20 protein-coding genes, 1 other RNA gene and 2 pseudogenes are annotated in these 25,785 nt (G+C 64.3%); 12 read left to right on the top strand and 11 right to left on the bottom strand.

Features of this window, described 5'->3' with window-relative positions; all coding sequences use genetic code 11:
* Nucleotides 1–301: 301 nt before the first annotated feature.
* From RAM15_RS02815 to RAM15_RS02825, 3 genes and pseudogenes are all read right to left on the bottom strand, one after another.
* Nucleotides 302–3,841 carry an RCC1 domain-containing protein gene (locus tag RAM15_RS02815; protein ID WP_306221973.1) on the bottom strand — a complete coding sequence of 1,180 codons (3,540 nt, stop codon included), beginning with the start codon at nt 3,839–3,841 and terminating at the stop codon, nt 302–304.
* Between the two features lie 257 nt (nt 3,842–4,098).
* Nucleotides 4,099–5,403 (bottom strand): RCC1 domain-containing protein, encoded by a 1,305-nt coding sequence (locus RAM15_RS02820; protein WP_306221975.1) that lies wholly within the window; start codon nt 5,401–5,403, stop codon nt 4,099–4,101.
* 387 nt (nt 5,404–5,790) lie between these two features.
* A pseudogene (locus tag RAM15_RS02825) lies at nt 5,791–6,819 on the bottom strand (InlB B-repeat-containing protein); the annotation flags it as partial.
* Nucleotides 6,820–7,276: 457 nt separating this feature from the next.
* On the opposite strand from RAM15_RS02825, the gene RAM15_RS02830 reads away from it, so the two are divergent.
* Nucleotides 7,277–7,546, top strand: coding sequence for a hypothetical protein (locus RAM15_RS02830; RefSeq protein WP_306221979.1), 270 nt, complete (start codon nt 7,277–7,279; stop codon nt 7,544–7,546).
* Between the two features lie 945 nt (nt 7,547–8,491).
* On the opposite strand, the gene RAM15_RS02835 is transcribed toward RAM15_RS02830, so the two are convergent.
* The 5 genes and pseudogenes from RAM15_RS02835 to RAM15_RS02855 all read right to left on the bottom strand — a co-directional run bounded on the left by RAM15_RS02835 (nt 8,492) and on the right by RAM15_RS02855 (nt 12,090).
* Nucleotides 8,492–8,776, bottom strand: coding sequence for a hypothetical protein (locus RAM15_RS02835; RefSeq protein WP_306221982.1), 285 nt, complete (start codon nt 8,774–8,776; stop codon nt 8,492–8,494).
* Nucleotides 8,745–9,020: a hypothetical protein gene (locus RAM15_RS02840; protein WP_306222236.1), complete on the bottom strand. Its 276-nt coding sequence runs from the start codon at nt 9,018–9,020 to the stop codon at nt 8,745–8,747. Before RAM15_RS02840 ends, RAM15_RS02835 begins: the two co-directional genes overlap by 32 nt.
* An 82-nt stretch (nt 9,021–9,102) precedes the next feature.
* Nucleotides 9,103–9,387, bottom strand: a pseudogene (locus RAM15_RS08515) (hypothetical protein); the annotation flags it as partial.
* Nucleotides 9,388–9,500: 113 nt separating this feature from the next.
* Nucleotides 9,501–9,659, bottom strand: coding sequence for an RCC1 domain-containing protein (locus RAM15_RS02850; protein ID WP_306222237.1), 159 nt, complete (start codon nt 9,657–9,659; stop codon nt 9,501–9,503).
* Nucleotides 9,595–12,090: an InlB B-repeat-containing protein gene (locus RAM15_RS02855; protein WP_306221984.1), complete on the bottom strand. Its 2,496-nt coding sequence runs from the start codon at nt 12,088–12,090 to the stop codon at nt 9,595–9,597. The genes RAM15_RS02850 and RAM15_RS02855 overlap by 65 nt, the downstream gene beginning before the upstream one ends.
* Before the next feature lie 289 nt (nt 12,091–12,379).
* Between RAM15_RS02855 and RAM15_RS02860 the strand changes: the two genes are divergently transcribed.
* Nucleotides 12,380–13,219: an aldo/keto reductase gene (locus RAM15_RS02860; protein WP_306221985.1), complete on the top strand. Its 840-nt coding sequence runs from the start codon at nt 12,380–12,382 to the stop codon at nt 13,217–13,219.
* Between the two features lie 120 nt (nt 13,220–13,339).
* Here the strand turns inward: RAM15_RS02860 and RAM15_RS02865 are convergent, their stop codons facing one another.
* Nucleotides 13,340–14,050 carry a GTP pyrophosphokinase gene (locus RAM15_RS02865; RefSeq protein WP_306222238.1) on the bottom strand — a complete coding sequence of 237 codons (711 nt, stop codon included), beginning with the start codon at nt 14,048–14,050 and terminating at the stop codon, nt 13,340–13,342.
* Between the two features lie 151 nt (nt 14,051–14,201).
* On the opposite strand from RAM15_RS02865, the gene miaB reads away from it, so the two are divergent.
* From miaB to RAM15_RS02880, 3 genes are read left to right on the top strand one after another with little or no spacing between them, the layout of a single operon-like run.
* Entirely contained in the window at nt 14,202–15,602 is a 1,401-nt protein-coding gene (gene miaB, locus RAM15_RS02870) for a tRNA (N6-isopentenyl adenosine(37)-C2)-methylthiotransferase MiaB (RefSeq protein ID WP_306221987.1), read from the top strand.
* Nucleotides 15,589–16,593, top strand: a complete 1,005-nt coding sequence (miaA, locus tag RAM15_RS02875; protein WP_306221990.1) for a tRNA (adenosine(37)-N6)-dimethylallyltransferase MiaA — start codon at nt 15,589–15,591, stop codon at nt 16,591–16,593. The genes miaB and miaA overlap by 14 nt, the downstream gene beginning before the upstream one ends.
* 34 nt (nt 16,594–16,627) lie before the next feature.
* Nucleotides 16,628–17,122: a MerR family transcriptional regulator gene (locus tag RAM15_RS02880; protein WP_306221991.1), complete on the top strand. Its 495-nt coding sequence runs from the start codon at nt 16,628–16,630 to the stop codon at nt 17,120–17,122.
* A 24-nt stretch (nt 17,123–17,146) separates the two neighbouring features.
* Here RAM15_RS02880 and RAM15_RS02885 read toward each other — a convergent pair whose 3' ends face one another.
* Nucleotides 17,147–17,857: a Fic family protein gene (locus tag RAM15_RS02885; RefSeq protein WP_306221993.1), complete on the bottom strand. Its 711-nt coding sequence runs from the start codon at nt 17,855–17,857 to the stop codon at nt 17,147–17,149.
* Nucleotides 17,858–17,958: 101 nt separating this feature from the next.
* Between RAM15_RS02885 and RAM15_RS02890 the strand changes: the two genes are divergently transcribed.
* The 7 genes from RAM15_RS02890 to RAM15_RS02920 all read left to right on the top strand — a co-directional run bounded on the left by RAM15_RS02890 (nt 17,959) and on the right by RAM15_RS02920 (nt 25,297).
* The gene (locus RAM15_RS02890; RefSeq protein WP_306221994.1) at nt 17,959–20,664 is read left to right on the top strand and encodes an FtsK/SpoIIIE family DNA translocase; all 2,706 of its coding nucleotides are present in this window, start codon (nt 17,959–17,961) and stop codon (nt 20,662–20,664) included.
* Nucleotides 20,665–20,771: 107 nt separating this feature from the next.
* The gene (gene pgsA, locus RAM15_RS02895; RefSeq protein WP_306221995.1) at nt 20,772–21,377 is read left to right on the top strand and encodes a CDP-diacylglycerol--glycerol-3-phosphate 3-phosphatidyltransferase; all 606 of its coding nucleotides are present in this window, start codon (nt 20,772–20,774) and stop codon (nt 21,375–21,377) included.
* A complete protein-coding gene (locus RAM15_RS02900) occupies nt 21,374–21,943 on the top strand; it encodes a CinA family protein (protein WP_198189462.1) in 570 nt (189 codons plus the stop codon). Before pgsA ends, RAM15_RS02900 begins: the two co-directional genes overlap by 4 nt.
* A 154-nt stretch (nt 21,944–22,097) precedes the next feature.
* Nucleotides 22,098–22,616: a helix-turn-helix domain-containing protein gene (locus RAM15_RS02905; protein ID WP_372338668.1), complete on the top strand. Its 519-nt coding sequence runs from the start codon at nt 22,098–22,100 to the stop codon at nt 22,614–22,616.
* A gap of 145 nt (nt 22,617–22,761) precedes the next feature.
* Nucleotides 22,762–22,995, top strand: a complete 234-nt coding sequence (locus tag RAM15_RS02910) for a DUF3046 domain-containing protein (protein WP_024627845.1) — start codon at nt 22,762–22,764, stop codon at nt 22,993–22,995.
* 228 nt (nt 22,996–23,223) lie between these two features.
* Nucleotides 23,224–24,378 (top strand): recombinase RecA, encoded by a 1,155-nt coding sequence (recA, locus tag RAM15_RS02915; protein ID WP_024627844.1) that lies wholly within the window; start codon nt 23,224–23,226, stop codon nt 24,376–24,378.
* A gap of 4 nt (nt 24,379–24,382) precedes the next feature.
* The gene (locus RAM15_RS02920; protein WP_306221996.1) at nt 24,383–25,297 is read left to right on the top strand and encodes a regulatory protein RecX; all 915 of its coding nucleotides are present in this window, start codon (nt 24,383–24,385) and stop codon (nt 25,295–25,297) included.
* 35 nt (nt 25,298–25,332) lie between these two features.
* On the opposite strand, the gene rnpB is transcribed toward RAM15_RS02920, so the two are convergent.
* An RNA gene (gene rnpB, locus RAM15_RS02925) (RNase P RNA component class A) lies at nt 25,333–25,709 on the bottom strand.
* Between the last annotated feature and the right edge of the window lie 76 nt (nt 25,710–25,785).

Below are 25,785 nucleotides of genomic sequence, written 5' to 3' on the forward strand. Positions count from 1 at the left end.
GGCGGGATGGTCGTCTTGTTCAATTCTACATGGCCGGTTTGGCCATATAACAGGTGTTTGCTCTGGTTGGAATCAGGCGGGGATGGCCGCCAGGGCGGGGTGGTTGCATGCCCACATCCCGCCGTGGCGGTTGCCCCTCTCCTGATGTGCCGTCCAGACTTTGCAGGCTGGACGGAGTGTGGTGGGGGCGCGGGAGGGAAGTGTCGGCTCTCTTGGGGTTTGAGCCTTGATTGACACGTTTCCTCCCTGCTCCCCCTTGATGGGCCGGGGGCGGGGGGATTGATTCGCCGCCCGGCCGCTCTTACTCGTGTGAAGCATGTGACAGACTATGTGTTTCCCTCCGGTGGCGGCGTGAGGCGAGGACCCCGCCCATGCCGGTCATGCCGGTGGCCAGGGCGAGCAGGATGCCCTCACCGCCTGCATGGGGGAGCATGCCTGTAGGTGTGTACGTGTATCGGAGGGAGGTGTCGGGCTGTTGGGGTACGCCGCTCAGCGTGTAGTCCACGCTGACCGTGACCGTCCCCGGTGCGTGTGCCGGTGTGAGCACGCTGATGCTATTGCCGTCGCCGCGCGTCAGGCCTGATACGGTGGTCTGGTCGAATCTGACGCCGGTGATCACCGGCTGTAGGTTGAACGATACCGGCAAGGGGGTCAGACTTCGGCTGCCTGCATTGGGATTGCCGAGCTGGCCGTACTGGTTGTCTCCCCATGCTTTGGCGACTCCGTCCGTGCCGATCGCCAGTGAATGCCGCCATCCTGCGCTGATTTGTATGGCGTTCATCCAGGGTCCGGCCGAGCTCGTGGACTGCGCGGAGGCAAACACCTTCACCGGGGAATGCCGGTCAATGGTGGCGTTGTCGCCGAGCTGACCATAGTCGTTGTAGCCCCATGCCCAGGTGTTTCCGTTCGTGTCGACGGCCAATGAATAATAGACTCCGGCGTTCACCTGTACGGCTGTCACTGCGCCTGCGCTCTTGGGGTATTGCACTCGCACGGGAAGAGGATTCGCAATTAGATCACTTCCGGTGCTGGTGCCGTTGCCGAGCTGACCATGGCTGTTTTGTCCCCATGCCCAAGTGGTTCCGTCCTCGTCGATAGCCAATGCGAACCAGCTTCCGGCGCTCACTTGGACGGCTTTCAGCCAGGGGCCTGCCGCAGCCGTGGACTTGTTGGAGGCGAACACGCGGCTGGGCGTGGGGTGGAAACTAATGTCGTGGGTGTTGTTGCCGAGCTGGCCCTGGCGGTTGTAGCCCCAGGTGTACACGTACCCGTCCTGGCCGATGGCCATGTCGAAGGACCAGCTTGTGCTGATCTGCACGGCGTGGAAGACGCCGCTCGCATCCGAAGGGTCCTTGACCGCAGATGGGACAGTCTGCGGGCTCGAGTAGTCATCACCGGCTTGTTTGTTTATGTTGCCCCAGGTGTATACGGTGCCGTCGGCGGCCAATGCCATGGAGTTCCAGGCTCCTGCGGCGACCTGGATGGCTTTCAGCCCTTCGCCGGTGTTGCCGGGCCCGTGCACGCGCACGGGGGTTGAGGAATTGGACTTGGTGTTGTTGCCGAGCTGCCCGTGGTCGTTGAGCCCCCAGGCGTACACGTACCCGTCGCTGCCGATGGCCAGGGAATGGTAGCCGCCGGCATAGGCCTGCACGTAGGTGAAATCCGTGGGCGCGCCTGCAGGCTTTGGCACCGGGACGGGCGTGTTCCGCTGGGCGGTCGTGCCGTTGCCGAGCTGGCCGAACTTGTTGTTGCCCCAGGCGTAGGCGTTCCCGTCGCTGCCCACGGCCAGCGAATACCCCGTCAGATCGTACGGGGCGTATCCACCGGAGCTGATCTGGTTGAACCTGATGCCACTGGTGCTGTCTGGTGGGGTGATGGTGGTGGTCTGGTTGCCGAGCTGGCTGCCCTTGTTGGGGTTGATTCTCCAGGAGGTGTTGGGGTTTTTGCTGGTCCATTTGGCGGTGAGGGTGAGGTTGCCGGTGACGGGCTTGCTGAAGTCGTAGGCGATGTTGCCGGTGAACCATCCGTCGAACTGGTAGCCTTCGCGCGTGGGGTCGGGGGAGGGGCGCTGGACCCTGCCGTAGACTGGCTGGATGCTCTGGTCCTGGGGGGTTGGGCCTCCTTCGCCCGTGTTGAAATGGACCGTGTAGGCGGAGCCCTGTTGGCCGTTTCTGGTCAGGGTCTGGTCGACCGTGTAGTTGAGGTTTCTGGTGAAGGACTGGCCGTCCTGCCTGCCGGTGATGAGGATGGCGGCTTGTCCGGGCTTGCGGGCGGGCATGTTCGCCCGCCATGAGTCGTTGTTCCTGCTGAGCGTCAATGCGTGGCTGTCCATGCTGGCTGATTCCAGTGTGGGCGCCTGGGTGGTGTCGACTCTTACTGGCTTGCTTGGCTGGCCCTGCCCGTCCAGGCTCCACCTGTATATGTCGCCTTTCCTGCTGATGGCGGTGATCCTGCTGCCGGTGCTTGTGGCCTGCATGTATTGCTGGTTCCCGTCGTCTACCCGGGTGGGCGCTTCGCCGGGCTTCCAGGCCCAGACGTGGCCGTGCGTATCAGTGATGACGGCCTGATCCTTGTTGGCAGTGATCCGGCTGGACTGCACGCCGTCCGGCAGGCCGGAGGCTGTGGAACTGGTTGTGCCGTCGACCAGGTACCGGGCCTGTCCCTTTGCATCCAAGAACAGGAATCCATGGTTGAGGGCCTGGGCTTGGACGATACGGGTTTCCGGCTGTTGCTTGATGCATTCGGGCTTGGCGCTTCCGGTCTTGCTCGTGTCCCGGGTCCAGGTTTGCCCGGCCGCGTCAACGATGAGGATCCGGCTGCCGGAGGCTGCAGCGGTGACGGCCTGCGCCTTTCCGGGCAGGCTAATTGTTTCCTGTCCGTCGGGCTTCGGGCTCGTGCTTTGGCTGTCTTGGAAGGCGTGGACCTGTCCCTGCCGGTCCAACGCCAGCAGCAGGCCGTCGCTCAGGCTGATGCTGGTGAACCTGGCATCCTTGCCGGTGTCGAGGATGGCGGGCGTGGGCTGTCTGCTGGTCCAGCTGTAGATCCGCTGGTCGGATCCTAACGCGGCCTGCCGGCGGCTGCCGGCTGCGGCCTGCAGGTAGCGGAACCCGTCGGGGGCCTGGGCGGGGGAGGGAACTGGTTTGGGCGTGCTGTCCTGCGTCCAGGTGTAGATGCGGCCGTCGCCGGCCAGGCCGACTATCTGGTTTCCTGCGGCGTGGATGCTGGCGAACTGAGGCTCCTGCAGGTTGGGCGGGCTGATGGTCAGCCGGGCGCCGGAGGCGGGCCCATGATCAGGGTTCAGCGTCCAGTCCGTGGTCTTCGACCACTGGGCTTTCAGGGTCGTGTCCTGGAGGATGGGAGTCTGAAAGTCAAAAGGCTGGTTGCCAAGCGTCCACCCGTCGAACCGGAAGCCCTCGCGCACTGGGTTCTGTTGTGGGGAAGCGGCGAGCGTCCCGGTTTTCACGCTCGTTTGGGTGGGTTTGCTGCCGTCGGCCGGGTCGAAGCGCACTGTGTGCGAAGCCTGACCATCCGTGTTCTCTGCTGGTTTGGCCTGGGCGGCGTCTGCGCTGCCAGGTGTTCCCGTCGTCGATGACGGGGCTTCTGGCGTGGGGTTTAACGGTGTGGTGGCTTGTATCGGCGATGGCGAGGGGAGTGGAGTGCTGGTCGCGCTGCTGGGGGAAATGCCGGGGGTTTGCTTAGCTACGCGAGGGGTCTGACGACCCCCCCCCCCGGTGAGTATGGGAGCGTCCGCCTGGGCGGATGCGACGCCCAGGCCTGCCAGCAGGCCGATCAGGACGGTCATCATCGCCAGGATGCGACGCAGACGGGAAACCAGATGCATGAAACCAAAACCCCTTCACCAAACACCAAGCAGAGCAAACACCGCTTGCCTAATAAAGTTCTGTCTGTCGGAAAGTTGCCCAATGCTCAACGTCAGTCCGTGCAACAGATTGCACAAATCCTGACAAAAGCAAGTTGTCTTCTCGACATCCCCCGCTTTTCACCCTACCACCCAGCCCACAGACAACACACACGAGCCAGGTCAGTCATCGACGACAATGAATTTTTTGGTTGAGCAAAAGTATTTGTTAACAACAATTATCTGGAACTGGGAGCACGGACGAAGACCGATCGGACTTGGGGTTCTGTGCCGCTTGATCGGTTTGCCCAAGTTTCCTTCTTACCATTGCAGAGGCGAGATGTGCATGCCTGCTTCCAATTCCTGTCAGCATCAGTCGACAGTAGTGTGGTGGTGGGGGTGCAAGAGGAGTGCCGGCTCTCTTGGGGATGAGCCTTGTATGTGGCATTCCTTCGTGCGCCCCCGTTGTAAGCCGGGGGTGGGGGGATTGATCCGCCTCCGGCCTGTCTTACTCGTGCGAAGTGTGCAGTAGCCTGTGCCGTTCTCTCCGGTGGCGGCGCGAGGCCAGGACTCCGCCCATGCCGGTTATGCCGGTGGCCAGGGCGAGCAGGATGCCCTCCCCGCCGGCTCTTGGGAGTACGCCTGCAGGCAGATATGTATATCTGAGGGAAGTATCGGGCTGCTGGGCTGTGCCGCCCAGCGTGTAGTCCACGCTGACCGTGACCGTGCCCGGCACGTGTATTGGCGTGAGCACGGTGACGCTGTTGTCTTTGCCATGCGTCAGGCCTGATACGGCGGTGCTGGTCGAATTTGACGCCGGTGATCGCCAGCTGCAGGTTGAACGTCACCGCCACAGGAACAGTCGATAGGCTGGTGTTGCCGTTGCCGAGCTGGCCAAAGCCGTTGTACCCGCAGGCGTATGTGTATCCGTTTGGGCTCACGGCCAGCGAATGATGGTCTCCGGCTATGAACTGTGTGGCTTTTAGTCCTTTGCTCTTGTCGGTGGGGTTGGCTGGGTCGCACACGTGCACAGGAACAGACGAATTGCTGTAGCTGGTGCCGTTGCCGAGTTGGCCATACTTGTTGTATCCCCAGGCGTAGGCGTATCCGTCGCTGCCAACGGCCAGTGAATGATAGTATCCGCCGCTCACTTGTACGGCTTGCAGGCCTTTGCTTGAATCGTAGGGGTTGGCCGGGTCGCGCACGTGCACAGGGACAGACGAGTCGTTGTAGGTGTTGTTGTTGCCGAGCTGGCCATTGCTGTTGTATCCCCAGGCGTAGGCGTATCCGTCGCTGCCCACCGCAAGTGAATGATAGGTTCCGGTGCTCACCTGTGTGGCTTTCAGTCCTATGCTTGTGTCAGTGGGGTTGGCGGGGTCACGCACGCGTACCGGAACAGACGAATCTGCATAGTAACCGTTGCTGTTGTTGCCGAGCTGGCCACGGGAGTTGTCTCCCCAGGCGTAGGCGTATCCGTCGTTGCCTACGGCCAGCGAATGCTCGTATCCGGCGCTGACTTGCACGTAGGCCAAATCTGCAGGCACGTCTGTAGACGTCTTGGGATCGGGTGTCCTTCACCATGACCGGCGTCGTCCTGCTGGTGGTCGTCCCGTCGCCGAGCTGACCGGAGCTGTTGTATCCCCACGCGTAGGTGTTCCCATCGGCTGCCCACGGCTAGTGAATGATAGGTCTCCGCCGCTCACCTGTACGGCTTTCAGTCCTTTGTTCGTGTCGGTGGGGTTGGCGGGGTCGCGTACGCGCACCGGAACAGTCGATAGAGCTGTGACTGTTGTTGCCGAGCTGGCCATTGGTTGTTCCAACCCCAAGTGTAGGCGTATCCGTCGCTGCCCACGGCTAGCGAATGCGAGCCATCCGGCGCTGACCTGCACGTAGGTGAAATTCTCAGGCACGTCCGGGTACGTCGTGCGATCAGGTTTCTTCACCAAGACCGGCGTATGCCGATCGGTGGTTGTCCCGTCGCCTAGCTGGCCATACTTGTTCCATCCCCATGCATAGGCGTTCCCGTCGCTGCCCACACCCAAGGAAAAACCAAGATCAAAATCTTTTGATCCGCTGAGTTGGTTGAACCTGATGCCTCGGCTGGTGTCTGGCGGGGTGATGGTGGTGGATTCCCTGCCCAGCTGGCTGCCCTTGTCGGGGCTGATGCTCCACTTGTTGTTCCCGCTTTCGGTCCACTTGGCGGTAAGGGTCAGGTCCTTGCTGACGGGCTTGCTGAAGTCGTAGGCGACTTCGCCGGTGAACCATCCGTCGAACTGGTAGCCTTCGCGCGCCGGGTTGGGGGTGGGCCGCTTTACTCTGCCGTAGGGGTCTGAGATGTTCTGGTCGGCGGGTTCGGGGCTTCCTCCGTCCGCATTGAAAGTGACTGTGTGGGTCGTGCCCTGCTGGTCGTCTCGTGTCAGCGGCTGGTCGACCGTGTAGTTGAGGCTTCTGGTGAAGGGCTGGCCGTCCTGCCTGCCGGCGATGGTGATGGCGGCTGGACCCGGCTTGCGTGCAGGGATTTCCGCCTGCCAGATGCTGCTGGTCTTGCTGAGTTTGAGCGGTTGGCTGTCCAGGCTGGCTGATTCCAGGGTGGGGTCGGTGCTGGTGTCGAGTCTGGCTGGCTTGCCGGGCTGACCCTGCTCGTCCAGGCTCCATTTGTATATGTCGCCCTGCCTGCTGATGGCGATGATCCTGTTGCCTGCAGCTGTTGCCTGCACAAACTGCTGGTTCCCGTTGTTTGTGCGTTTGGGCGCTTCGCCGGGCTTCCAGGCCCAGAGGCGGCCGCCTTTGTCGACGATCATGGCCTGGTCATTGTTGGTGGCGGCCGAGCTGGCTTTCATGCCTTCTGGCAGGTTGACGGCTGTGGAATCGGCTGCGGTGTTGGCCAGATACCGGGCTTGCCCGTCCGCATCCAGGAGGAGAAACCCCTGGTTGAGGGCTTGGGCTTGGATGATGCGCATGCCGGGCTGCTGTTTGATGCGTGCGGGTTCGGCTTTTCCGGTGCTTGTTCTGTGTCCCAGGTCCAGGCTTGCCCGTCTGCGTCCAGGGCGAGGATCCGGCTGGCGGAGGCGGCGGCGAGTGACGGCCTGCGCCTGCCCGGGCAGGCTGGTTGTCGGCTTGTTCTGGCGAGCTTCTGGTTCGGATTCTGGCTGCCGGTCTGGCTGTCTTGGAAGGCGTGGACCTGTCCCTGCCGGTCCACGGCCAGGAGCCGGTCGCCGTTGATGCTGATGCTGGTGAACCTGGTGTTCTGGCTGGTGTCGAGGATGGTGGGTGTCGCTTGTCTGGCTGGTCCAGGTGTAGATCTGCTGGTCGGATCCTAAGGCGGCCTGCCATCGGCTGCCGGCTGCGGCCTGCAGGTAGTGGAACCCGGTCAGGAATGCTTGAGCGGGGGAGGGAACCTGTTCTGGGTGTGCCGTCTTGCGTCCATGTGTAGATGCGGCCGTCGCCGGTCAGGCCGACAATCTGGTCTCCTGCGGTTTGGATGCTGGCGTAGCAGGGTTCCTGCCGGTTGGGCGGGCTGATGGTCAGTCTGGCGCCGGTGGCGGGCCCGTGGTCCGGGCTCAGCGTCCAGTCCGTGGTCTTCGCCCACTGGGCTTTCAGGGTCGTGTCCTGGAGGATGGGGGTCTGGAAGTCGAAAGGCTGGCCGTCAAGCGTCCACCCGTCGAACCGGAAGCCGTGACGTACTGAGGATTCTGTTGCGGCGGGAGTGGCGAGGGTGCCGGTTTTCACGGTTGACTGTGTTGGCTTGCTGCCGTCTGCTGGGTCGAGGCGCACCACATGTGAAGTTTGATCATCACTATCGGATGGCTTGGTTGAAGCGGATCCTGTGTTGTCCGGACTGTTCGTTGATGATTGCGAAGTATTTGGACTTGGTGTTGCGGAGCTTAACGGCGAGGCTGGTTGTCAGAGGCGATGGCGAGGGCAGTGGGGTGTTTGTTGCGTTGCTGGGGAGAGTGGCGGGGGTTTGCTTAGCTACGCGAGGGGTCTGACGACCCCCCCCCCCGGTGAGTACAGGAGCGTCCGCCGCGTTTGCGGACGCGACGCCGAGGCCTGCCAGCAGGCCCAGCAGGACGGTCATCATCGCCAACGCACGACGTAGACGGGAAACCAGATGCATGACTCGTAAACCCCTTCACCAACACCAAGCAGAGCCAGCGGCTCGCTTAAAAGCGTCTTGTTTGCCGGAAAGCCGTCCTGTCTTTCAACGCCAACCCTGCACCGGATTGCAGGAACTGTGGCGGAAACCAGCCGTCTTCCCGTTACCCCTGTTTTTCACCATACCACCGGTCTGACAAGCAACACACAAGCCGGATCCGAACGCCCGACGGCTGTGATTGCAGTAATTGGGCATAGTCGGCTGCTTAGGGCAATTATGAAATTGCATGAAAGGGGCTGGCTAGGATCAGGTGGGGATGGCCGTCATGGCGGGGTGGTTGCATGCCCACATCCCGCCATGGCGGTTGCCCCTCTCCTGATGTGCCGTCCAGCCCTTGGAAGGCTGGGCTGAGTGTGGTGGGGGCGCGGGAGGGAAGTGTCGGCTCTCTTGGGGTTTGAGCCTTGACTGACACGTTTCCTCCCTGCTCCCCCTATGTGGGCCGGGAGCGGGGGGATTGATTCGCCGCCCGGCCGCTCTTACTCGAGTGAAGCGTGAAGCAGTTGGTGTTGTTCCCTCCGGTGGCGGCGTGAGGCGAGGACCCCGCCCATGCCGGTCATGCCGGTGGCCAGGGCGAGCAGGATGCCTTCCCCGCCTGCCTTGGGGAGCACGCCTGCAGGCAGGTACGTGTACCTGAGGGAGGTGTCCGGCGTTTGGGGTGCGCCGCCCAGCGTGTAGTCCACGCTGACCGTGACCGTGCCCGGCTGGTGCGCGGGCGTGAGCACGCTGACGCTATTGCCATCGCCGCGCGTCAGTTCTGACACGGCATTGCTGGTCGAATCTGACGCCGGTGACCACCAGCAGCCAGGTTGAACGACACCGGCACAGGAGCCATACTTGACGATGTTGTGTGCTGCCGTCGCCGAGCTCGCCATACTTGTTGTTTCCCCATGCCCAGGCGTTGCCGTCGCTGCCCACGGCCAGCGAATGAGTGTCTCCGGCGCTGACCTGTGTGGCTTGCAGTCCTTTGCTCGCGTTCCCGGGGTTGGCGGGGTCGCGCACGTGCACAGGAACAGACGAATTGCTGTAGCTGGTGCCGTTGCCGAGCTGGCCATACGTGGTTGTCTCCCCATGCCCAGGCGTTGCCGTCGCTGCCCAGGGCCAGGGAATGCCGCCATCCGGCGCTGACCTGCAGGTAGGTGAAGTCCGCTGGCAGGTTCGGGTACGTCTTCCGGTCAGGCGTCTTCACCCTGACCGGCGCAGACCGGTAGGTGGTGCTCGTCCCGTCGCCGAGCTGGCCGTGGTCGTTGTCTCCCCATGCCCAGGCGTTGCCGTCGCTGCCCAGGGCCAGGGAATGCTGGTATCCGGCGCTGACCTGCAGGTAGGTGAAGTCCGCTGGCAGGTTCGGGTACGTCTTCCGGTCAGGCGTCTTCACCCTGACCGGCGTATACCGATAGTTGTTGCTCGTCCCGTCGCCGAGCTGGCCACTGGTAGTTGTTTCCCCAGGCGTAGGTGTTCCCGTCGCTGCCCAGGGCCAGCGAATGATAACTATCCGGCGCTGACCTGCACGTAGGTGAAATCCGCAGGCGCGCCTGCAGGCTTCCCCACTTTGACCGGCGTATTCCGGCTGCTGCTCGTCCCGTCACCGAGCTGGCCATAGGTGTTGTCTCCCCAGGCGTAGGCGTTGCCGTCGCTGCCCAGGGCCAGGGAATGAAAGCGCTCCGGCGCTGACCTGCACGTAGGTGAAATCCTTAGGCAGGTCCGGGTACGTGCTGCGGTCAGGCGTCCTCACCGTGACCGGCGTATTCCGGCTGCTGCTCGTCCCGTCGCCGAACTGGCCATTGCCGTTGTTTCCCCAGGCGTAGGCGTTGCCGTCGCTGCCCAGGGCCAGGGAATGAAAGGCTCCGGCGCTGACCTGCACGTAGGTGAAATCCTTAGGCAGGTCCGGGTACGTGCTGCGGTCAGGCGTCCTCACCGTGACCGGCGTATTCCGGCTGCTGCTCGTCCCGTCGCCGAGCTGGCCATTGCCGTTGTTTCCCCAGGCGTAGGCGTTGCCGTCGCTGCCCACCGCCAAGGAAAAACCATAGGGATTAGTACCGTCGTATGTTGATGCGCTGATCTGGTTGAATCGTATGTCTCGGCTGGCATTGTCGGGCGGGGTGATGGTTGTGGATTCCTTGCCCAGCTGGCTGCCCTTGTTGGGGCTGATGCTCCACTTGGTGTTCCGGCTTGTCGGCGTCCAGTGGGCGGTCAGGGTCAGGTCCTTGTCGACGGGCCTGCTGAAATCGTAGGCGACCTGACCGGTGAACCAGCCGTCGAACAGGAAGCCTTCACGAGCCGGGTCGGGTGAGGGGCGCTTCGCCCTCCCGTACGGGGCGGGGACATGCTGGTCCGCTGGTTCGGGGTTTCCGCCGCCCGTGTCGAAGCGGACCGTGAACGCGGATCGTTGTCCGGCGCCTCTGGTCAGCGGCTGGTCGACCGTGTACGCAAGGCTCCTGGTGAAGGGCTTATCGTCCTGCCTGCCCGTGATGAGGATGGCGGCCGGCCCGGGCTTGCGGGCGGGCATGTCCGCCTGCCAGGAGCCGTTGTTCTTGGTGAGTTTGAGCGGCTGGCTGTCCAGGCTGGCTGATTCCAGGATGGGCGCTTGTGCGGTGCCTAGCCTGTCGGGTTTGCCAGGCTGGCCCTGCCCGTCCAGGCTCCACCTGAATATGCCGCCCTGGCTGCTGATGGCGCTGATCCTGCCGCCGGCAGCGGCGGCCTGCACGTAGGCTTGGTTCCTGCTGTCTGCGCGTATGGGCGTCTTGCCGGACTTCCAGGCCCAGACGTGGCCGTCGGTATCAGTGATGACGGCCTGGTCCTTGTTGGCGGCGGTCGAGCTGGCCTGCACGCCGTCCGGCAGGCTGAGTTGGATCATGGCGGCAGTGCCGTCTGGCAGGTACCGGGCCTGCCCGTCCGCGTCCAGGAGGAGGAACCCCTGGTTGAGGGCCTGGGCTTGGACGATGCGCATGCCCGGATCCTGCTTGACGCGTGCGGGCTTGGCGCTTCCTGTCTTGCCTGCATCCCAGGTCCAGGCTTGCCCGTCCTCGTCCACGATGAGCGCCTGGCTGGCGGTGACGGCGGTGACGGCCTGCGCCTTTTCGGGCAGGCTGGTTGCGGCCTGCTGTATAAGTTCCGGGTTCTGGCTGTCGGCCTTGCTGGCCTGATAGGTGTGGACCTGTCCCTGCCGGTCCACTGCCAGGAGCCGATTGTCGTTCATGCTGATGCTGGTGAACCTGGCATCCTTGCCGGTGTCGAGGATGGTGGGCGTTGCTTGTCTGCTGTTCCAGGTGTATATCCGCTGGTCGGATCCGAGGGCGGCCTGCGATCGGCTGTCGGCTGCAACCTGCAGGTAGTGGAACTCGTCGGGGGCCTGGGCGGGGGAGGGCACCTGTTTGGGCGTGCTGTCCTGCGTCCAGGTGTAGATGCTGCCGTCGCCGGTCAGGCCGAGGATCTGGCCGCCTGCCGCTTGGATGCTGGCGAACTGAGGTTCCTGCCTGTGGGGCGGGCTGATGGTCAGCCTGGTGCCGGTAGCGGGCCCATGGTCCGGGCTCAGTGTCCAGTCCGTGGCCTTCGACCATTGGGCTTTCAGGGTCGTGTCCTGGAGGATGGGGGTCTGCAAGTCGAACGGCTGGCCGTCGTATGTCCACCCGTCGAACCGGAAGCCATCACGCTGCGGGTTCCGTTGCGGGGGAGCGGCGAGAGTCCCGGTTTTCACGGTCGTTTGGGTGGGCTTGCTGCCGTCGGCCGGGTCGAAGCGCACTGTGTGCGAAGCCTGACCATCCGACTTTTCGGATGGCTTGGCAGGAGCGGAGCCTGCGCTGCCGGGTGTTCCCGTCGTCGATGACGGGGTTCCTGGGCTTGCTGTCGTGCTTAACGGTGTGGCGGCTTGTATCGGCGATGGCGAGGGCAGCGGGGTGCTGGTCGCGCTGCCGGGGGGAATGCCGGGGGTTTGCTCAGCTACGCGAGGGGTCTGACGACCCCCCCCCCCGGTGAGTATGGGAGCGTCCGCCTGGGCGGATGCGACGCCCAGGCCTGCCAGCATTCCCAGCAGGATGACAGCCATCGCCAGGGTGCGACGCAGACGGGAAACCAGATGCATCAAACCAAAACCCCTTCACCAAACACCAAACGGAACCAATGCCGCTTGCCTACTCAAGTTCTGCCTGCCAGCGCCAACCCTGCATCACATCGCATGAACTAAAGGCGCAAGCCAGCCGTCTTCTCGACATCCCCCGCCTTTCACCCTACCACCCAGCCCGCCGACAACACACGAGATGCAAATGCACAGCGGTGGGCCTTAAGCAACAACTGATCCCATCTTGCCTGGCAGATAGAATGGGCAGACAACACGTCACGGCCGCTGATCGGCCGATAAGGAGCATGACTATATGACCGGAAACGTCACCGACACCGTCATCACCCTCAACAATGGGGTCAGCATCCCCCAGCTGGGTCTCGGGGTCTTCCAAACACCTGATGGCGAGGCCACCAGCCAGGCCGTCACCTGGGCCCTGCAGGCGGGCTATCGCCACATCGACACCGCCATGATCTACGGCAACGAGCAGTCCGTGGGGGAGGGTCTGCGCCGCTCCGGTGTCGACCGGCGGGATGTCTTCCTGACCACCAAGCTCTGGAATGACGACATCCGTGCAGGACGGGCCAAGGAGGCCTTCAAGGAGAGCCTGGACCGGCTGGGCGTGGACTACTTGGACCTCTACCTGATCCACTGGCCCGCCAAGGGCTGGCAGCAGGCCTGGGAGGACATGGAGGAGCTCTACACCCAGCGGCGAGTGCGGGCCATCGGGGTCTGCAACTTCCAGAAGCACCACCTGGACGAGCTGCACACCATCAGCGGCACCAAGCCGGCGGTCGACCAGATCGAGTCCTCGCCCCAGTTCGTCAACGACGACCTGATCGACTACTGCCACGGCACCCTGCGCGTGGATGTGGAGGCCTACAGCCCCCTGGGCGGCACCGGCGGCAGCCTGCTGGCCGACCCCAGGCTCAAGGCCATGGCCGAGCGCTACGACCGCTCCCCGGCGCAGATAGTGCTGCGCTGGCACCTGCAGCGCGGGGTCATCGTCATCCCCAAGTCCACCCACAAGGAGCGGATCGAGCAGAACGCGCAGGTCTTCGACTTCGAGCTGAGCGATGAGGATATGAAGGCCATCACCGCTATGAACAGGGACGAGCGCACCGGCGCGGATCCCGACAACTTCGACTTCTGAGGGATGGTGGTGCAGGAGGAGACCCGACCTTGCAGGCGGGGCCTCCTCCTGGGACCCGGCGGAAGCCCCAACCCTTCCACCTGGCCTGGTTTCTATGGTAAAGGATTTGTGAGGATTCAGCTAATCCTTATTGTTGCTGATGGCCTCGTCGTCGGAGTCCTGCTCCTGGGGAGAACCTGAGATGTCGCGGTGGATGGACTGCATCTGCACCTCGATGTTCTGCAGGGAGCGGGCGCAGTCCAGCAGGGTCTGCGAATGCTCGGCCAGGCGGGCGTCGGGCAGGTCGGACTTGTAACGCAGCTGGTGCTCCAGGGAGGCCCAGTAGTCCATGGCGATGGTGCGGAACTGCACCTCGACCGGCGTGTAGTGGGGGCCCGAGGTCAGGAAGACCGGCACGGCGTAGATGACGTGCAGGCTGCGGTAGCCGTTCATCTTGGGGTTGCGGATGTAGTCCTTGACCCTCAGCACCTGGATGTCCGACTGGTCGGAGAGGTAGCGTGAGACCGAGTAGACATCGTCCCGGTAGTTGCAGATGACGCGCACGCCGGCCACGTCGAAGATGTGATCGCGCACCGAGGGGATGGTGACGGGCAGGTTCTTGCGGTGCAGCTTGCCGATCAGGGAGTCCACGCTCTTGAGCCGGCGCTCCATGTGGTGGATGGGGTTGTGGCTGAACCGGACCTGGAATTCCGTGTCCAGCACGTCCAGCTTGGTCGAAATCTCGTACATGGCCCCCTCGTAGGTCTGCATGAGATTGACGAACTCCGTTATCTCGTCGATGTCCAGCTTGGGACGGTCCTTTTCGTCCAGGTCGGACAGTCGCTGCTTCATTTCGGATGCGCTCATGGCACTGTTACGGTCGAGTATCACATGAACCTCCCATGCCGCCGTTCGTAACCATGACTCATGGTACGCACAGGCCCCGATGGCCGCGGGACCCGACCTGCGCATACAATCATGGCTTATGGAAGCAGGCGAGGGCATGAGCGCGACCGCTCAGCGTAAGGACAGCAGGGGCGTCTACTATGTGCGGACCCTGGGCTGCCAGATGAACGAGCATGATTCCGAGCGGATCGCCGGGGTGCTCCGGGCCCAGGGCTACCAGCAGGCCACGCCCGAGCAGGTTCGTGCGCGCGAGGTGGACGTGATGGTGCTCAACACCTGCGCCGTGCGAGACAACGCCACCCAGCGCATGTACGGGACCATCGGGCGCTGGCACAGGTTCAAGCAGCACAAGCCCGACACGCGGATCGCCGTGGGCGGCTGCATGGCCCAGAAGGACCGGGAGCGAATCGTGAAGGCGGCGCCCTGGGTGGATGCGGTCTTCGGCACCAGGGACATCGGCTCGCTGCCCGGCCTGCTGGACAAGGCCCGCAAGGACGGGCGGCCCCAGGTGGGGGTGTCGCAGGAGCTGCGGGATCTGCCCGGGCGGCTGCCGGCGGTCAGGGCCTCGCGCTCGCAGGCCTGGGTGTCCATATCGGTCGGCTGCAACAACACCTGCACCTTCTGCATCGTGCCCTCGGTGCGCGGGCGGGAGCGGGACCGGTCCATGGACGACATCCTGCAGGAGGTTGAGGATTGCGTGCGCTCCGGGGCCCGCCAGGTGACCCTGCTGGGGCAGAACGTCAACTCCTATGGCTGGTCCACGGGGGACCGCTACGCCTTCGCCAGGCTCCTGCGGGCCTGCGGCCGGGTGCCTGGGCTGGAGCGGATACGCTTCACCTCGCCCCATCCGGCGGCCTTCACCGACGATGTGATCGCCGCCATGGCCGAGACGCCCACGGTCATGCACCAGCTGCACATGCCCCTGCAGTCGGGTTCCGACCGGATTCTGCGGGCCATGCGGCGCTCCTACCGGTCCCAGCGCTTTTTGCAGATACTGGACAAGGTTCGGGCCGCCATGCCCGATGCCCTGATCACCACCGATATCATCGTGGGCTTCCCAGGGGAGACCGAGGAGGACTTCCAGGCCACCATGGACGTGGTGCGCCGGGCGCGCTTCTCGTCCGCCTTTATCTTTGAGTATTCGCCGCGTCCGGGCACGCCTGCCGCGCGCATGCCACAGCTGCCCAAGGCCGTGGTCCAGGACCGGTTCGAGCGGCTGCAGGCCCTGCAGGAGTCCATCACCCTGGAGCACATGCAGGCCTTTTTGGGCAAGGAGGTGGAGGTGCTGATCGGCGACGGGCACGGCCGGCACGATGGCAGCACCCACCGGGTGACCGGGCACGAGCGCACCGGGGTGCTGGTCCATGTCGGCGTGCCCCAGGGGATGCCTGCGCCAAAGCCCGGGGATCTGGTCACCTGCACCGTCACCCAGGCCGGGCCCCACTATCTGATCGCTGACCCGGATCCCCGGGCGGGGCAGGTCTATGACATCCGCTGAACCCCGCATCGTCTCCATCGTGGGTCCCACAGCCTCGGGCAAGACCGCCCTGGGCGTGGCCCTGGCACAGGCTCTCCAAGCCCGCGGGCAGGAGGCACATATCGTCAATGCCGATGCCTACCAGATGTACCGGGGGATGGACGTGGGCACGGCCAAGCCTTCGGTAGGGGAGCGGCAGGCGGTGGTCCACCACCTGATCGACATCATCGAGCCGGAGGAGGCCATGAGCGTGGCCCGCTTCCAGACCATGGCCCGCTCCCTGATAGCTGACCTGCGGGCCCAGGGAATCCGGCCGATCCTGGTCGGTGGCTCAGGGCTCTATACCCGGGCGGTCATCGACGATCTGTCCTTCCCCGGCACCGACCCGGCGGTCAGGGCCAGGCTGGAGGAGCGGGCCCAAAAGGAAGGTCCCGGGCTGCTCTTCCGCCAGGTGCAGGAACGGGACCCGGAGGCTGCGGCCCGGATGGATCCTCGGAATGTGCGGCGGACCGTGCGGGCTCTGGAGGTCATGGAGATCACCGGACGGCCCTATTCGGCCAGCCTGCCCCGGTACCGCTACCTGCTGCCCGCCCTGCAGCTGGGGCTGGACCTGCCCCGGGAGGAGCTGGACCGCAGGATCGACCAGCGCACCCAGGCCATGCGCGACCAGGGGCTGGTCGACGAGGTGAGCAGACTGCGCAACCGCCTGGGGACCACGGCCTCACGCGCCCTGGGCTACCAGCAGATTCTGGACTACCTGGACGGCCGCACCGACCTGGATGCCGCCTTCGGTCTGATAGCGCAGAAGACCAAGCGTCTGGCCCGCAAGCAGATGGGCTGGTTCGGCCGGGACCCGCGCATCCACTGGCTGAATGCCCTGGCTCCGGATCTGGCCCGGCAGGCACTGGATCTGGTGGACCAGGCTGACCAAGGCTGCTTCGATCAGGCGGACGCCCAGGCCGACCAGTCGGATCAGGGGAGGGTGACCAGACACCATTTGGGCGCGCTTTGACTTCAAGTACTTGAAGTTCCTAGGCTGGACGGGTATGACCACCATCACGCAGCCCCAGGCCGACCTGGAATCCGGGCCCTGGTACACCATCCGCCAGGCCTCGCTCATGTCGGGGATGCCGGAGACCACCCTGCGCTACTACGAGACCATCGGCATTATTCCGCCCATTGCCAGGGACCCCTCAAGCGGCCACCGTTGTTACGACCAGGATGATCTGGACCTGCTGGAGACCATCTCCTGCCTGAGCGCCACGGGCATGTCCCTGGAGCACATGCGGGAGTATCTGGGCAACCGTGCGGCGGGGGCCGAGGCCGCCGGACGGCAGATCGAGCTCCTGGCCGAGCAGGGACGGCGGCTGGACCAGCGGATGGCCGGCCTGCGGGCACGGAAGCGGTATGTGCAGCTCAAAATACGATACTGGGGGCGCGTCCGCGACCACGACCAGGCCGGGGCGACGGAACTGATCAATCAGAGCGCCCAGATCATCGAGGCCGCCAAGCGCAGCGGCAACGAGCGGCTGCCAAGCTGAGGCTGCCGGGCTGAGGCTGCCAATTCAGTGGGCTGGGCCCTGGTCCCATCCGGCGATCAGAAATATTCGGGTTGGGTTGACCGGGCGGACCATGCCCGCAATCAGGGCCTGCAGGTCATCGGTGCTGCCTCGGAGCGCTCGCTGGATGGCCCGGCGGTGGGCGGTCGGATCAGCCTGTCCCCAGTCCAGGTCCCAGCCGGCATCGTGGGACAGGCGCGAGAGGAAGATACGCAGGGTCATGCCGTCACAGTCGGCGAAGGGGTGCAGGCAGGAGAGCTCGTCGTAGTAGTGGGCCAGGCGCTCCACGAAGACCGGACGGTCCAGGCTGGCCAGGTTGCGTTCGGCTGCCAGCTCCTGGCCGATGGCCGCAGCTCCCTGCTCCAGCATGGATGCCGGATACAGGCTGGCGTCGTTCTCCGGTTGGGGTCGGCGCAGCGCTCGCTCTTCCGGCAGGCCGGGAAGCAGTCGGCGGTGGATGGCCCGCAGCTCCGCAAGATCGCCCTCGGTCGCCCAGGGTCGCTGACAGACCAGGATGGTCCGCAGAAAGAGGGCATCCGTCAGGGCAGCCGCCTTGGCCTCCAAGCGCCGGGCCTGGTCGGCCAGAGCCTCGGCCTGCCTTCTGTCCGCCACAAAGTCGCTGGCCGCCTGAAGGGCCGAAGGGCCGGGCTGACGGTCATCCAGAAGCAGGTTGCGCAGGGCGAAAGCCACGGCGCTCTGACGTTCGGCTGGTGTCATGCCAACGATGCTAGCCCTGGCGGCCCACCGTCTGAAAGAGTTGTGCACACTGACCCGTCGGGCCCGGCGCGGACCGGGGTTCTGGGTAGGCTGAAAGGGTTATGACACGTAAGCAGCAAGCAGACGCACGCGGTCGCGGCCGGGCCGCAGCCAAGGACAGCCATGACCCGGAACCCTTCTGGCACAAGGCCTTGCTGGCCCTGCCCCGGGGCCTGGGATCCCTGGTGCGTGCTGTGGTCGGCAAGAACGGCGACAACTCCGCCTACCGCAAGGACGGGCTCTGCTTCGTGCTGGTCATCCTGGCTGTGCTCTTCAGTGCCAGCGAATGGTTCCGCGTGAACGGCTTCTTGGGGCGGGGGCTGCATGCTCTGGCTGCGGGCGTTCTGGGGCTCTGCAGCATCATCCTACCGGTGGTCCTGCTCTTTGCGGCCTTCCGGCTGGTCTGCTACACCGGGCGCGAGGCCGGCAACCTGCCTGTGGTGGGCGGGCTCATGGTGGTGCTCTGGTCGGTCTGCTCCATTCTGGACGTGCTCATGGCCTCGGACCATCGAGGATTCGACATGAGGGCCATCAGCGGCTCAGGCGGCCTTCTGGGGTTCTTTCTGGGCTCGCCCCTGGCCTGGGGGCTGTCCAAGGTCTTCGCCGTCATCATCTTCGTCCTCGTGGCTATTTTCGGCCTCTTCATCACCTTCAGATTCCATATGAGCGACCTGGTTGCCTTGCTGCGCGGCAAGAGGTCCCATGCCTCCGGCTCGGCTTCGGCGCAGACCGCTCCCAACGAGGTCAGGCTGGGGGATGACACCCTGCCTCTGGCCCCCGGCGTGCCCACCCACGAGGAATCGGACCAGGAGGATGCCAAGGATTCCGGCCGTGGCGGGGTGGCCGGCTGGTTCAGCCGCCTGCTGCATGGCCGCATTGGCAAGGATACGGACACCCATCTGGAGCGTTACGAGGCTGACGAGCCTTTCTCCCAGGCGGCTTCGCTGGAGGGGGCTGACCAGGCTGACCAGGGTGACCAGGTGTCCACGCAGAACATGCCCGCCGTGGAGGCGCCGGCCACGGCCGCTCTCCTGGATGCCAGGGAGCAGGCGCACCCCAAGGTGGATCCGGCCGCGCTGTCCGGCGTGGGGGCCTCGGATCCATGGGCCGCTGCCGCAGCCGCAGCCGACACCGTGCAGATGGACGCCCAGCCCGCTCCAAGAGCAACAAATCAGGCTGCCGGAACCCAGGGTGCGGGAGCTCAGGCTGCAGACGCGTCAGGTGCCTCCGATGACCGGCAGGTGGACGAGAGCCGGCCCTATGTGCTGCCCAGCACGGACCTGCTGGTCAAGGGCAAGCCCCACGCGGTCAGGACCTCGGCCAACGACGCGGTCATCAAGGCCCTGCAATCGACCTTCCAGCAGTTCGATGTGGACGCCAAGGTGGTCGGCTTCCTGCGCGGGCCCTCGGTCACCCAGTACGAGGTGGAGCTGGGGCCGGGCGTCAAGGTGGAGAAGGTCACCAACCTTCAGCGCAACATCGCCTATGCGGTGGCCAGCTCGGACGTGCGCATCCTATCGCCCATCCCCGGCAAGTCGGCCATCGGCATCGAGATTCCCAACGTGGACCGCGAGATCGTCCACCTGGGCGACGTGCTGCGCTCCGACAAGGCCAAACAGGATGACAACCCCATGATGACCGCCGTGGGCAAGGACGTGGAGGGCCACTATGTGACCGCCGACCTGACCAAAATGCCCCACCTGCTGGTGGCCGGCGCCACGGGCTCGGGCAAGTCCAGCTTCATCAACTCCATGCTGGTTTCGCTGATCATGCGGGCCACGCCGGAGCAGGTCCGCCTGATCATGGTGGACCCCAAGCGCGTGGAGCTGAGTGCCTACGCCGGCATCCCCCACCTGCTCACGCCCATCATCACCGAGCCCAAGAAGGCCGCCCAGGCCCTGGAGTGGGTGGTCAAGGAGATGGATGCCCGCTACGACGACCTGCAGTTCTTCGGATTCCGGCACATCAAGGACTTCAACAAGGCCGTGCGCGAGGGCAAGGTCCACGCCCCCGCCGGCTCCAACCGCAAGGTGGCCCCTTATCCCTACCTGGTCGTGGTGGTCGACGAGATGGCCGACCTGATGATGGTGGCCAAGAACGACGTGGAGAGCTCCATCCAGCGGATCACCCAGCTGGCGCGTGCCGCCGGCGTCCACCTGGTCCTGGCCACCCAGCGGCCCTCGGTGGATGTGGTCACCGGCCTGATCAAGGCCAACATCCCCTCCAGGCTGGCCTTTGCCACATCCTCCTCAACCGATTCCCGAGTCATTCTGGATGCCACCGGCGCCGAGACCCTGATCGGCCAGGGCGACGCCCTCTTCCTGCCCATGGGCCAGGCCAAGCCCACCCGCGTCCAGGGGGCCTGGGTCTCCGAGTCCGAGATCCGCAAGGCGGTGGATTATGTGCGCACCCAGCGCAAGCCCCACTACCGCGAGGACATCGAGCAGATGGCCGACAAGGCCAACCACAAGAACGAGATTCAGGAGGAGATCGGCGACGATATGGACGAGCTGCTCCAGGCGGCCGAGCTGGTGGTGACCACCCAGTTCGGATCCACCTCCATGCTCCAGCGCAAGCTGCGTGTGGGCTTCGCCAGGGCGGGGAGGCTGATGGACCTGCTGGAGTCGAGGGGAATCGTAGGGCCATCGGAGGGTTCCAAGGCCCGCGAGGTGCTCATCCAGCCGCCGCAGCTGCAGCAGGCCCTGGCCTTCATCCGAGGCGACGCCCCCTCCATGGATCCCGCCCCGGATGAGCAAGCGCAGGGCTGAACATCGGCCCAAAAAGCTGGGCCTGGTCTACCGTTATGATGAAACTGCCGCCCGGCATCTCTTGCTGGACGGCCCGAGCGCACGAGTATCGCGTATAAGGAGTGGCAATGCAGGAGCATGCCGAGTCAGAGACCGGTCGTGAGAGGCGCAGGCTTCTCGAAGGATGGAATTCACCCCCAAACCTGGTCACTTACACCCGTATCCTCCTGGTCCTGGTCTTCATCGCCCTGGATCTGATGGCCGGTCCCTGGGGCGAGCGCAGGCCCGGCATGCGGTGGACCGCCGCCGTGCTCTTCATCCTCGCCGCCTCGACCGACAAGCTGGACGGGTGGCTGGCCCGCCGGTACAACCAGGTGACCGAGCTGGGCAAGCTCATGGATCCCATCGCCGACAAGCTGCTGATCTGCTCGGCGCTGATCGTGGCCTCGGTCTTCGGCGAGCTCTGGTGGTGGGTCACCCTGCTCTTCCTGGTCAGGGAACTGGGCATCACCCTGCTGCGGGTCCTGGTCATCAACAAGCAAGGGCGGGTCATCGCCGCCTCACAGGCTGGTAAGTACAAGACCCTGTTTGAATGCATCGGCCTGGGCATGCTCATGATGCCCCTGTCGGCCGTCTGGCCCTGGTACCTGGTGGCCACCCGTGTGGTCATCCTGGTGGCCCTGGCCCTCTGCCTCTACTCGGGAGCGGAATACGTGTTGGGGATGCGGCGATGATCGGCAAGAGTGTGCAGGGCCGTTGCGACGACCTGGCTGGACGGATCATCGACACCTGCCGTGACTCGGGCCTGCTGCTGGCCGCCGCCGAATCGCTGACCGGTGGGCTGCTGGCCGATGCCTTCGTCAGGATTCCCGGTGCGTCAGACGTCTTTCTTGGGTCGGCCGTCACCTACGACATCGCCGCCAAGGCCGCCATCCTCAAGGTGGACCAGGACCTGCTGGCCACCCAGGGTGCGGTCCATCCGCGGGTCGCCCAGGAGATGGCCGAAGGCACGGCCAGGCTCTACACCAGGCCGGGGCACGAGGATACGGTCATCGGCATGGCCACTACAGGCGTGGCCGGGCCGGGCCCTGACGGGGACGATCCTGCCGGGCTGGTCTACATCGGTCTGGCCCTGCCCGTCCGGGTGATGGGTCGGCGTATTGAGACCGGCCTTCAGTCCCATGCCTACCGGACCTATGCCTACGAGCTGCATCTGGATGGCGACCGCGAACAAGTGCGTCGTGGTACGGTCATGCGGATTCTGGACCAGCTGGATCGGGCCCTGCACTCGCGCGGCTGACGGCCTGATGTTCACAAGCCGATGCAGGACCTTGTGCATACGTGACCTTGGTCACAAAGCAAGCCCTTCGGGTTCCTCCCCTGGAATAATCCACCGGCTCGTCTGTTGGTCACTGTGTAAGAAGTTGAACACGATAATGGCGAAAGGGGCTGCTATGGCCAGCACCGAGACCGTGATGACTCGAACCAACGATACCTATGATGTCAAGCCGGCCGCACCCGGAGTAGAGCGCAATGCGCGGGTTCGTGATCTAACGCCCGCCCAGCGTCGTGCCGTCGTCTTCGCCCAGCAGCAGGTGATCCGTGCCAAGGCCGCCAAGAAGGCCAAGGAGGAGCGCCAGGCCAACCTGAACAAGATGTGGATGGAGGAAGACGGCATGGAAGCAAGCCGTCAGCGGGCGGCCTCCAACAACGACGGCCGGGCCGTCACCCATACCGTCTCCCTGCGCGAGGCCCTGGGCCACGTGCTGCGCGAGCTGAGGACCAACGATCACAAGACCCTGCGTGAGGTCAGCGAGAAGGCCGGCGTGTCCCTGGGCTACCTGTCCGAGGTGGAACGCGGCCAGAAGGAGGCCAGCTCCGAACTGCTGAGCTCCATCGCCGACGCGCTGGGCCTGGGTGTGCCGCAGACCCTGCGGATGGTGGCGGACTACCTGGAGTCCACCCAGGAGTAAGCATGTCAGGTCCAGTCGATTGACTCGGCGGACCGTTCTTGAGGGCGTCCGGTTCTGAGGAACCAGGCGCCCTCTTCTGCTGACTGTCGGTTGCTACCGTAGAAGGGGTGTGACAGGGTGGGTCTTGGACGAAAGGTGATGTCGGGTGCGTGAACGGGAATTCTGGCAGCTGCTGGAGGAGGTCTTCGGCCGGGTCTACGGACGCAGTCTGGCCCGTGACCAAAGGCTGACCGCCCTGGATGCCATGACCGTAATAGAGGCCCTGGATGCGGGCGTGGAGCCGCGCGTGGTCTGGAATGTGCTCTGCGATCAGATGGAGATTCCCGACTCCCGGCGCTGGGGAAAGGACCACAATGCGCCGCCCCTGCCGGCAGCCTGATCGGCGGGTTTTATCCTCCGCGAATTTATTTTCCATTCCAGGCGATTTTCGAACATTTGTTCGCATGGTCGGGTATACTGATACCCATGGTCCGGTGACCATCGGCACGTTCGACCACATCGGGCGCCGGGACCGCAGACAGGTTCCGACGGCGGATAGGCTGTCAATCGTGAGGTCGTCAATCAGGATGTCGTCATCGTGAGGTCGGTTACGAAGAAGGAGAGCCATATGGCACGTCAGAGCAACAGTGGCAAGGCGAAAAAGGAAGAAGAGGGCGGGATCGACCCCCGTCGCCAGGCAGCCTTGAACACGGCCCTCGCGCAGGTGGAGAAGAGCTTCGGCAAAGGTTCGGCCATGCGTCTGGGCGACAAGCCTGCCCAGGATGTGGAGGTCATTCCCACCGGGTCCCTGGCCTTGGACATGGCCCTGGGCATCGGCGGACTGCCCCGCGGCCGCATCGTCGAGATCTACGGTCCGGAATCCTCGGGCAAGACCACCCTGGCCCTGCATGCGGTGGCCAATGCACAGGCCGGCGGTGGAGTGGCGGCCTTCATCGATGCCGAGCACGCCCTGGATCCCGAGTACGCCAAGAAGCTGGGTGTGGACACGGATTCCCTGATCGTCTCCCAGCCGGACAACGGCGAGCAGGCGCTGGAGATCGCCGACATGCTGATCCGGTCGGGCGCCCTGGATGTCATCGTCATCGACTCGGTGGCCGCCCTGGTGCCCAAGGCCGAGATCGAGGGCGACATGGGCGACAGCCACGTGGGTCTGCAGGCCAGGCTGATGAGCCAGGCCCTGCGCAAGATGACCGGCGCCCTGTCCCAGGCCAACACCACAGCCATCTTCATCAACCAGCTCAGGGAGAAGATCGGCGTCTTCTTCGGCAGCCCGGAGACCACCACCGGCGGCAAGGCCCTGAAGTTCTACGCCTCGGTCCGCCTGGACATCCGCCGCATCCAGACCCTGAAGAATGGCGACGAGGCGGTGGGCAACCGCACCAAGGTCAAGGTGGTCAAGAACAAGATGGCCCCGCCCTTCAAGGTGGCCGAATTCGACATCCTCTACGGAGAGGGCATCTCCAAGGAGGGTTCGGTTCTGGACATGGCCCTGCAGACCAACATCGTCAAGAAGTCGGGCTCCTGGTTCACCTACGAGGGCGATCAGCTGGGTCAGGGCAGGGAGAACGTCCGTCAGTTCCTCAAGGACAACCCCGGCCTGACCAAGGAGATCGAAGATAAGGTCAAGGTCGCCTTCGGCCTTATCCCTGCTCCTTCCGAGGACGACAAGGCCGATCAGGCTGATGCTGACCAAGGCAGCAAGGAAGACGATTCTGCTCCTGTCGACGTCAACACCACTGTGCCCACGGCCCAGGCTGCATGACCCGATGATCTCGGCCGAGGACTTCCTCAAGGAAAATCCTGTCCGACTGGCGCAGACCGGGGATCCTGCCGACTCCAGCACAGAGTCGGACGATTCTCGGTCGGACCAGTTGCAGCCAGACTCTGCGGGTGCGCCTGCTCCAGCAGAGTCGGTGTCAGTCCTTGATCCTGCCCTTGAGCAGAAGGATGACAGCTTCAAGGAGGACAGCCGCCTGGTGCAGTCTCCTGTCCTGGGTCTTGGGCATGGCGCCCGATTCGGAGGCAGTCTGGAAGATGCAGACAGTGCTGCCAATGCTGATATGGGTGACGAATCCCTGGCAGGTCGCCATTCTCGTGGTCGCCGTTCTGCTCGTGGTTCCGATAGAAGAACCCGCCGTCGTGGCCGTCGCCCACGTGCCGGCGGCTTTGGCGGCGGGTCCGCGCCTGCAGCTCCGCGAGCAGATGCCGATGATGCGGATGCTTGCCGGGAGGCTGCTCTGACCCTGCTGGATGCGGCGGCTCGTTCGAGTGGAGCTCTGGCCCGCCGTCTGGTTGACAAGGGGTTTGACACAAACGTGGTCGATCAGGTGATCGACCGGCTGACCAAGTTGGGTCTGGTGGATGACCAGGCCTATGCCCAGGATCTTCTGCGTTCCTGTCTGCATCGCACCATGGGGGAGCGCGGTGTTCTCTCGGAGATGACCCGCAAGGGTTTGGATCGGGGACTGGCTGCGCAGGTGGTGGCACAGGCCTCTCGTGAGGGACTCTTCGTCGACTCCGCCTACGAGCTCGGTCGCAAGGTGGCCCGCAAGACAGCCGGACTTGATCTCAAGGTGCGTAAACGGCGATTCTGGAGTGCTGGATCGCGCAAGGGCCACTCTCCCGGCCTCCTCAACCAGGTGGCAGCAGACCTTTTCGTTTCTGACGACCCTCTCGATTGAGTCGATTGCTGCCAAGGCACCACACGGTAAAAAGAAGATGAGACCTCTCATATACCCCGGGTTCTGTCATCGACCGGATAAAATCCGGACGACGGATGGCCATCCATCTCGACCTGACGTTGCCGCCAGGCTCTAGCGGCCTACCCGAAGGCGGGACGAGCAGCCCCTGAATGCCTTCTGCTTGGCCTTGCTCCCGATGAGGCTTGCCATGCGGTCGGCGTTACCGTCGACCCGGTGGTCTCTTACACCGCCGTTTCACCCTTGCCCGCCTTTGCCAGGCGAGCGGTCTGTTCTCTGTTGCGCTATCTCTCAGGTTGCCCTGGGCGGACGTTATCCGCCATCGTGCTCTGTGGAGCCCGGAAGTTCCTCAGCCCTTCCCAGGAGGAGGGGCCGCGGCCATCCGAGAGGTCTCGGGGATTCAGCATAGCGGAACTGAACGACCAGACCAACGGCCAGGATCCCGCTCTGGCCTCAAGCTCAATCAGTGA

This window comes from Bifidobacterium asteroides (genome assembly GCF_030758775.1).
GTDB classification, from domain to species: Bacteria; Actinomycetota; Actinomycetes; order Actinomycetales; family Bifidobacteriaceae; genus Bombiscardovia; species Bombiscardovia kimbladii.

Excerpts from the sequence above, each read along its gene's own strand:
- RAM15_RS02815 (WP_306221973.1), bottom strand. The coding sequence starts at position 3,841 with ATGCATCTGGTTTCCCGTCTGCGTCGCATCCTGGCGATGATGACCGTC.
- RAM15_RS02855 (WP_306221984.1), bottom strand. The coding sequence starts at position 12,090 with ATGCATCTGGTTTCCCGTCTGCGTCGCACCCTGGCGATGGCTGTCATC.
- RAM15_RS02860 (WP_306221985.1), top strand. The coding sequence starts at position 12,380 with ATGACCGGAAACGTCACCGACACCGTCATCACCCTCAACAATGGGGTC.
- RAM15_RS02865 (WP_306222238.1), bottom strand. The coding sequence starts at position 14,050 with ATGAAGCAGCGACTGTCCGACCTGGACGAAAAGGACCGTCCCAAGCTG.
- miaB (WP_306221987.1), top strand. The coding sequence starts at position 14,202 with ATGAGCGCGACCGCTCAGCGTAAGGACAGCAGGGGCGTCTACTATGTG.
- miaA (WP_306221990.1), top strand. The coding sequence starts at position 15,589 with ATGACATCCGCTGAACCCCGCATCGTCTCCATCGTGGGTCCCACAGCC.
- RAM15_RS02880 (WP_306221991.1), top strand. The coding sequence starts at position 16,628 with ATGACCACCATCACGCAGCCCCAGGCCGACCTGGAATCCGGGCCCTGG.
- RAM15_RS02885 (WP_306221993.1), bottom strand. The coding sequence starts at position 17,857 with ATGACACCAGCCGAACGTCAGAGCGCCGTGGCTTTCGCCCTGCGCAAC.
- RAM15_RS02890 (WP_306221994.1), top strand. The coding sequence starts at position 17,959 with ATGACACGTAAGCAGCAAGCAGACGCACGCGGTCGCGGCCGGGCCGCA.
- pgsA (WP_306221995.1), top strand. The coding sequence starts at position 20,772 with ATGCAGGAGCATGCCGAGTCAGAGACCGGTCGTGAGAGGCGCAGGCTT.
- RAM15_RS02900 (WP_198189462.1), top strand. The coding sequence starts at position 21,374 with ATGATCGGCAAGAGTGTGCAGGGCCGTTGCGACGACCTGGCTGGACGG.
- RAM15_RS02905 (WP_372338668.1), top strand. The coding sequence starts at position 22,098 with ATGGCCAGCACCGAGACCGTGATGACTCGAACCAACGATACCTATGAT.
- recA (WP_024627844.1), top strand. The coding sequence starts at position 23,224 with ATGGCACGTCAGAGCAACAGTGGCAAGGCGAAAAAGGAAGAAGAGGGC.
- RAM15_RS02920 (WP_306221996.1), top strand. The coding sequence starts at position 24,383 with ATGATCTCGGCCGAGGACTTCCTCAAGGAAAATCCTGTCCGACTGGCG.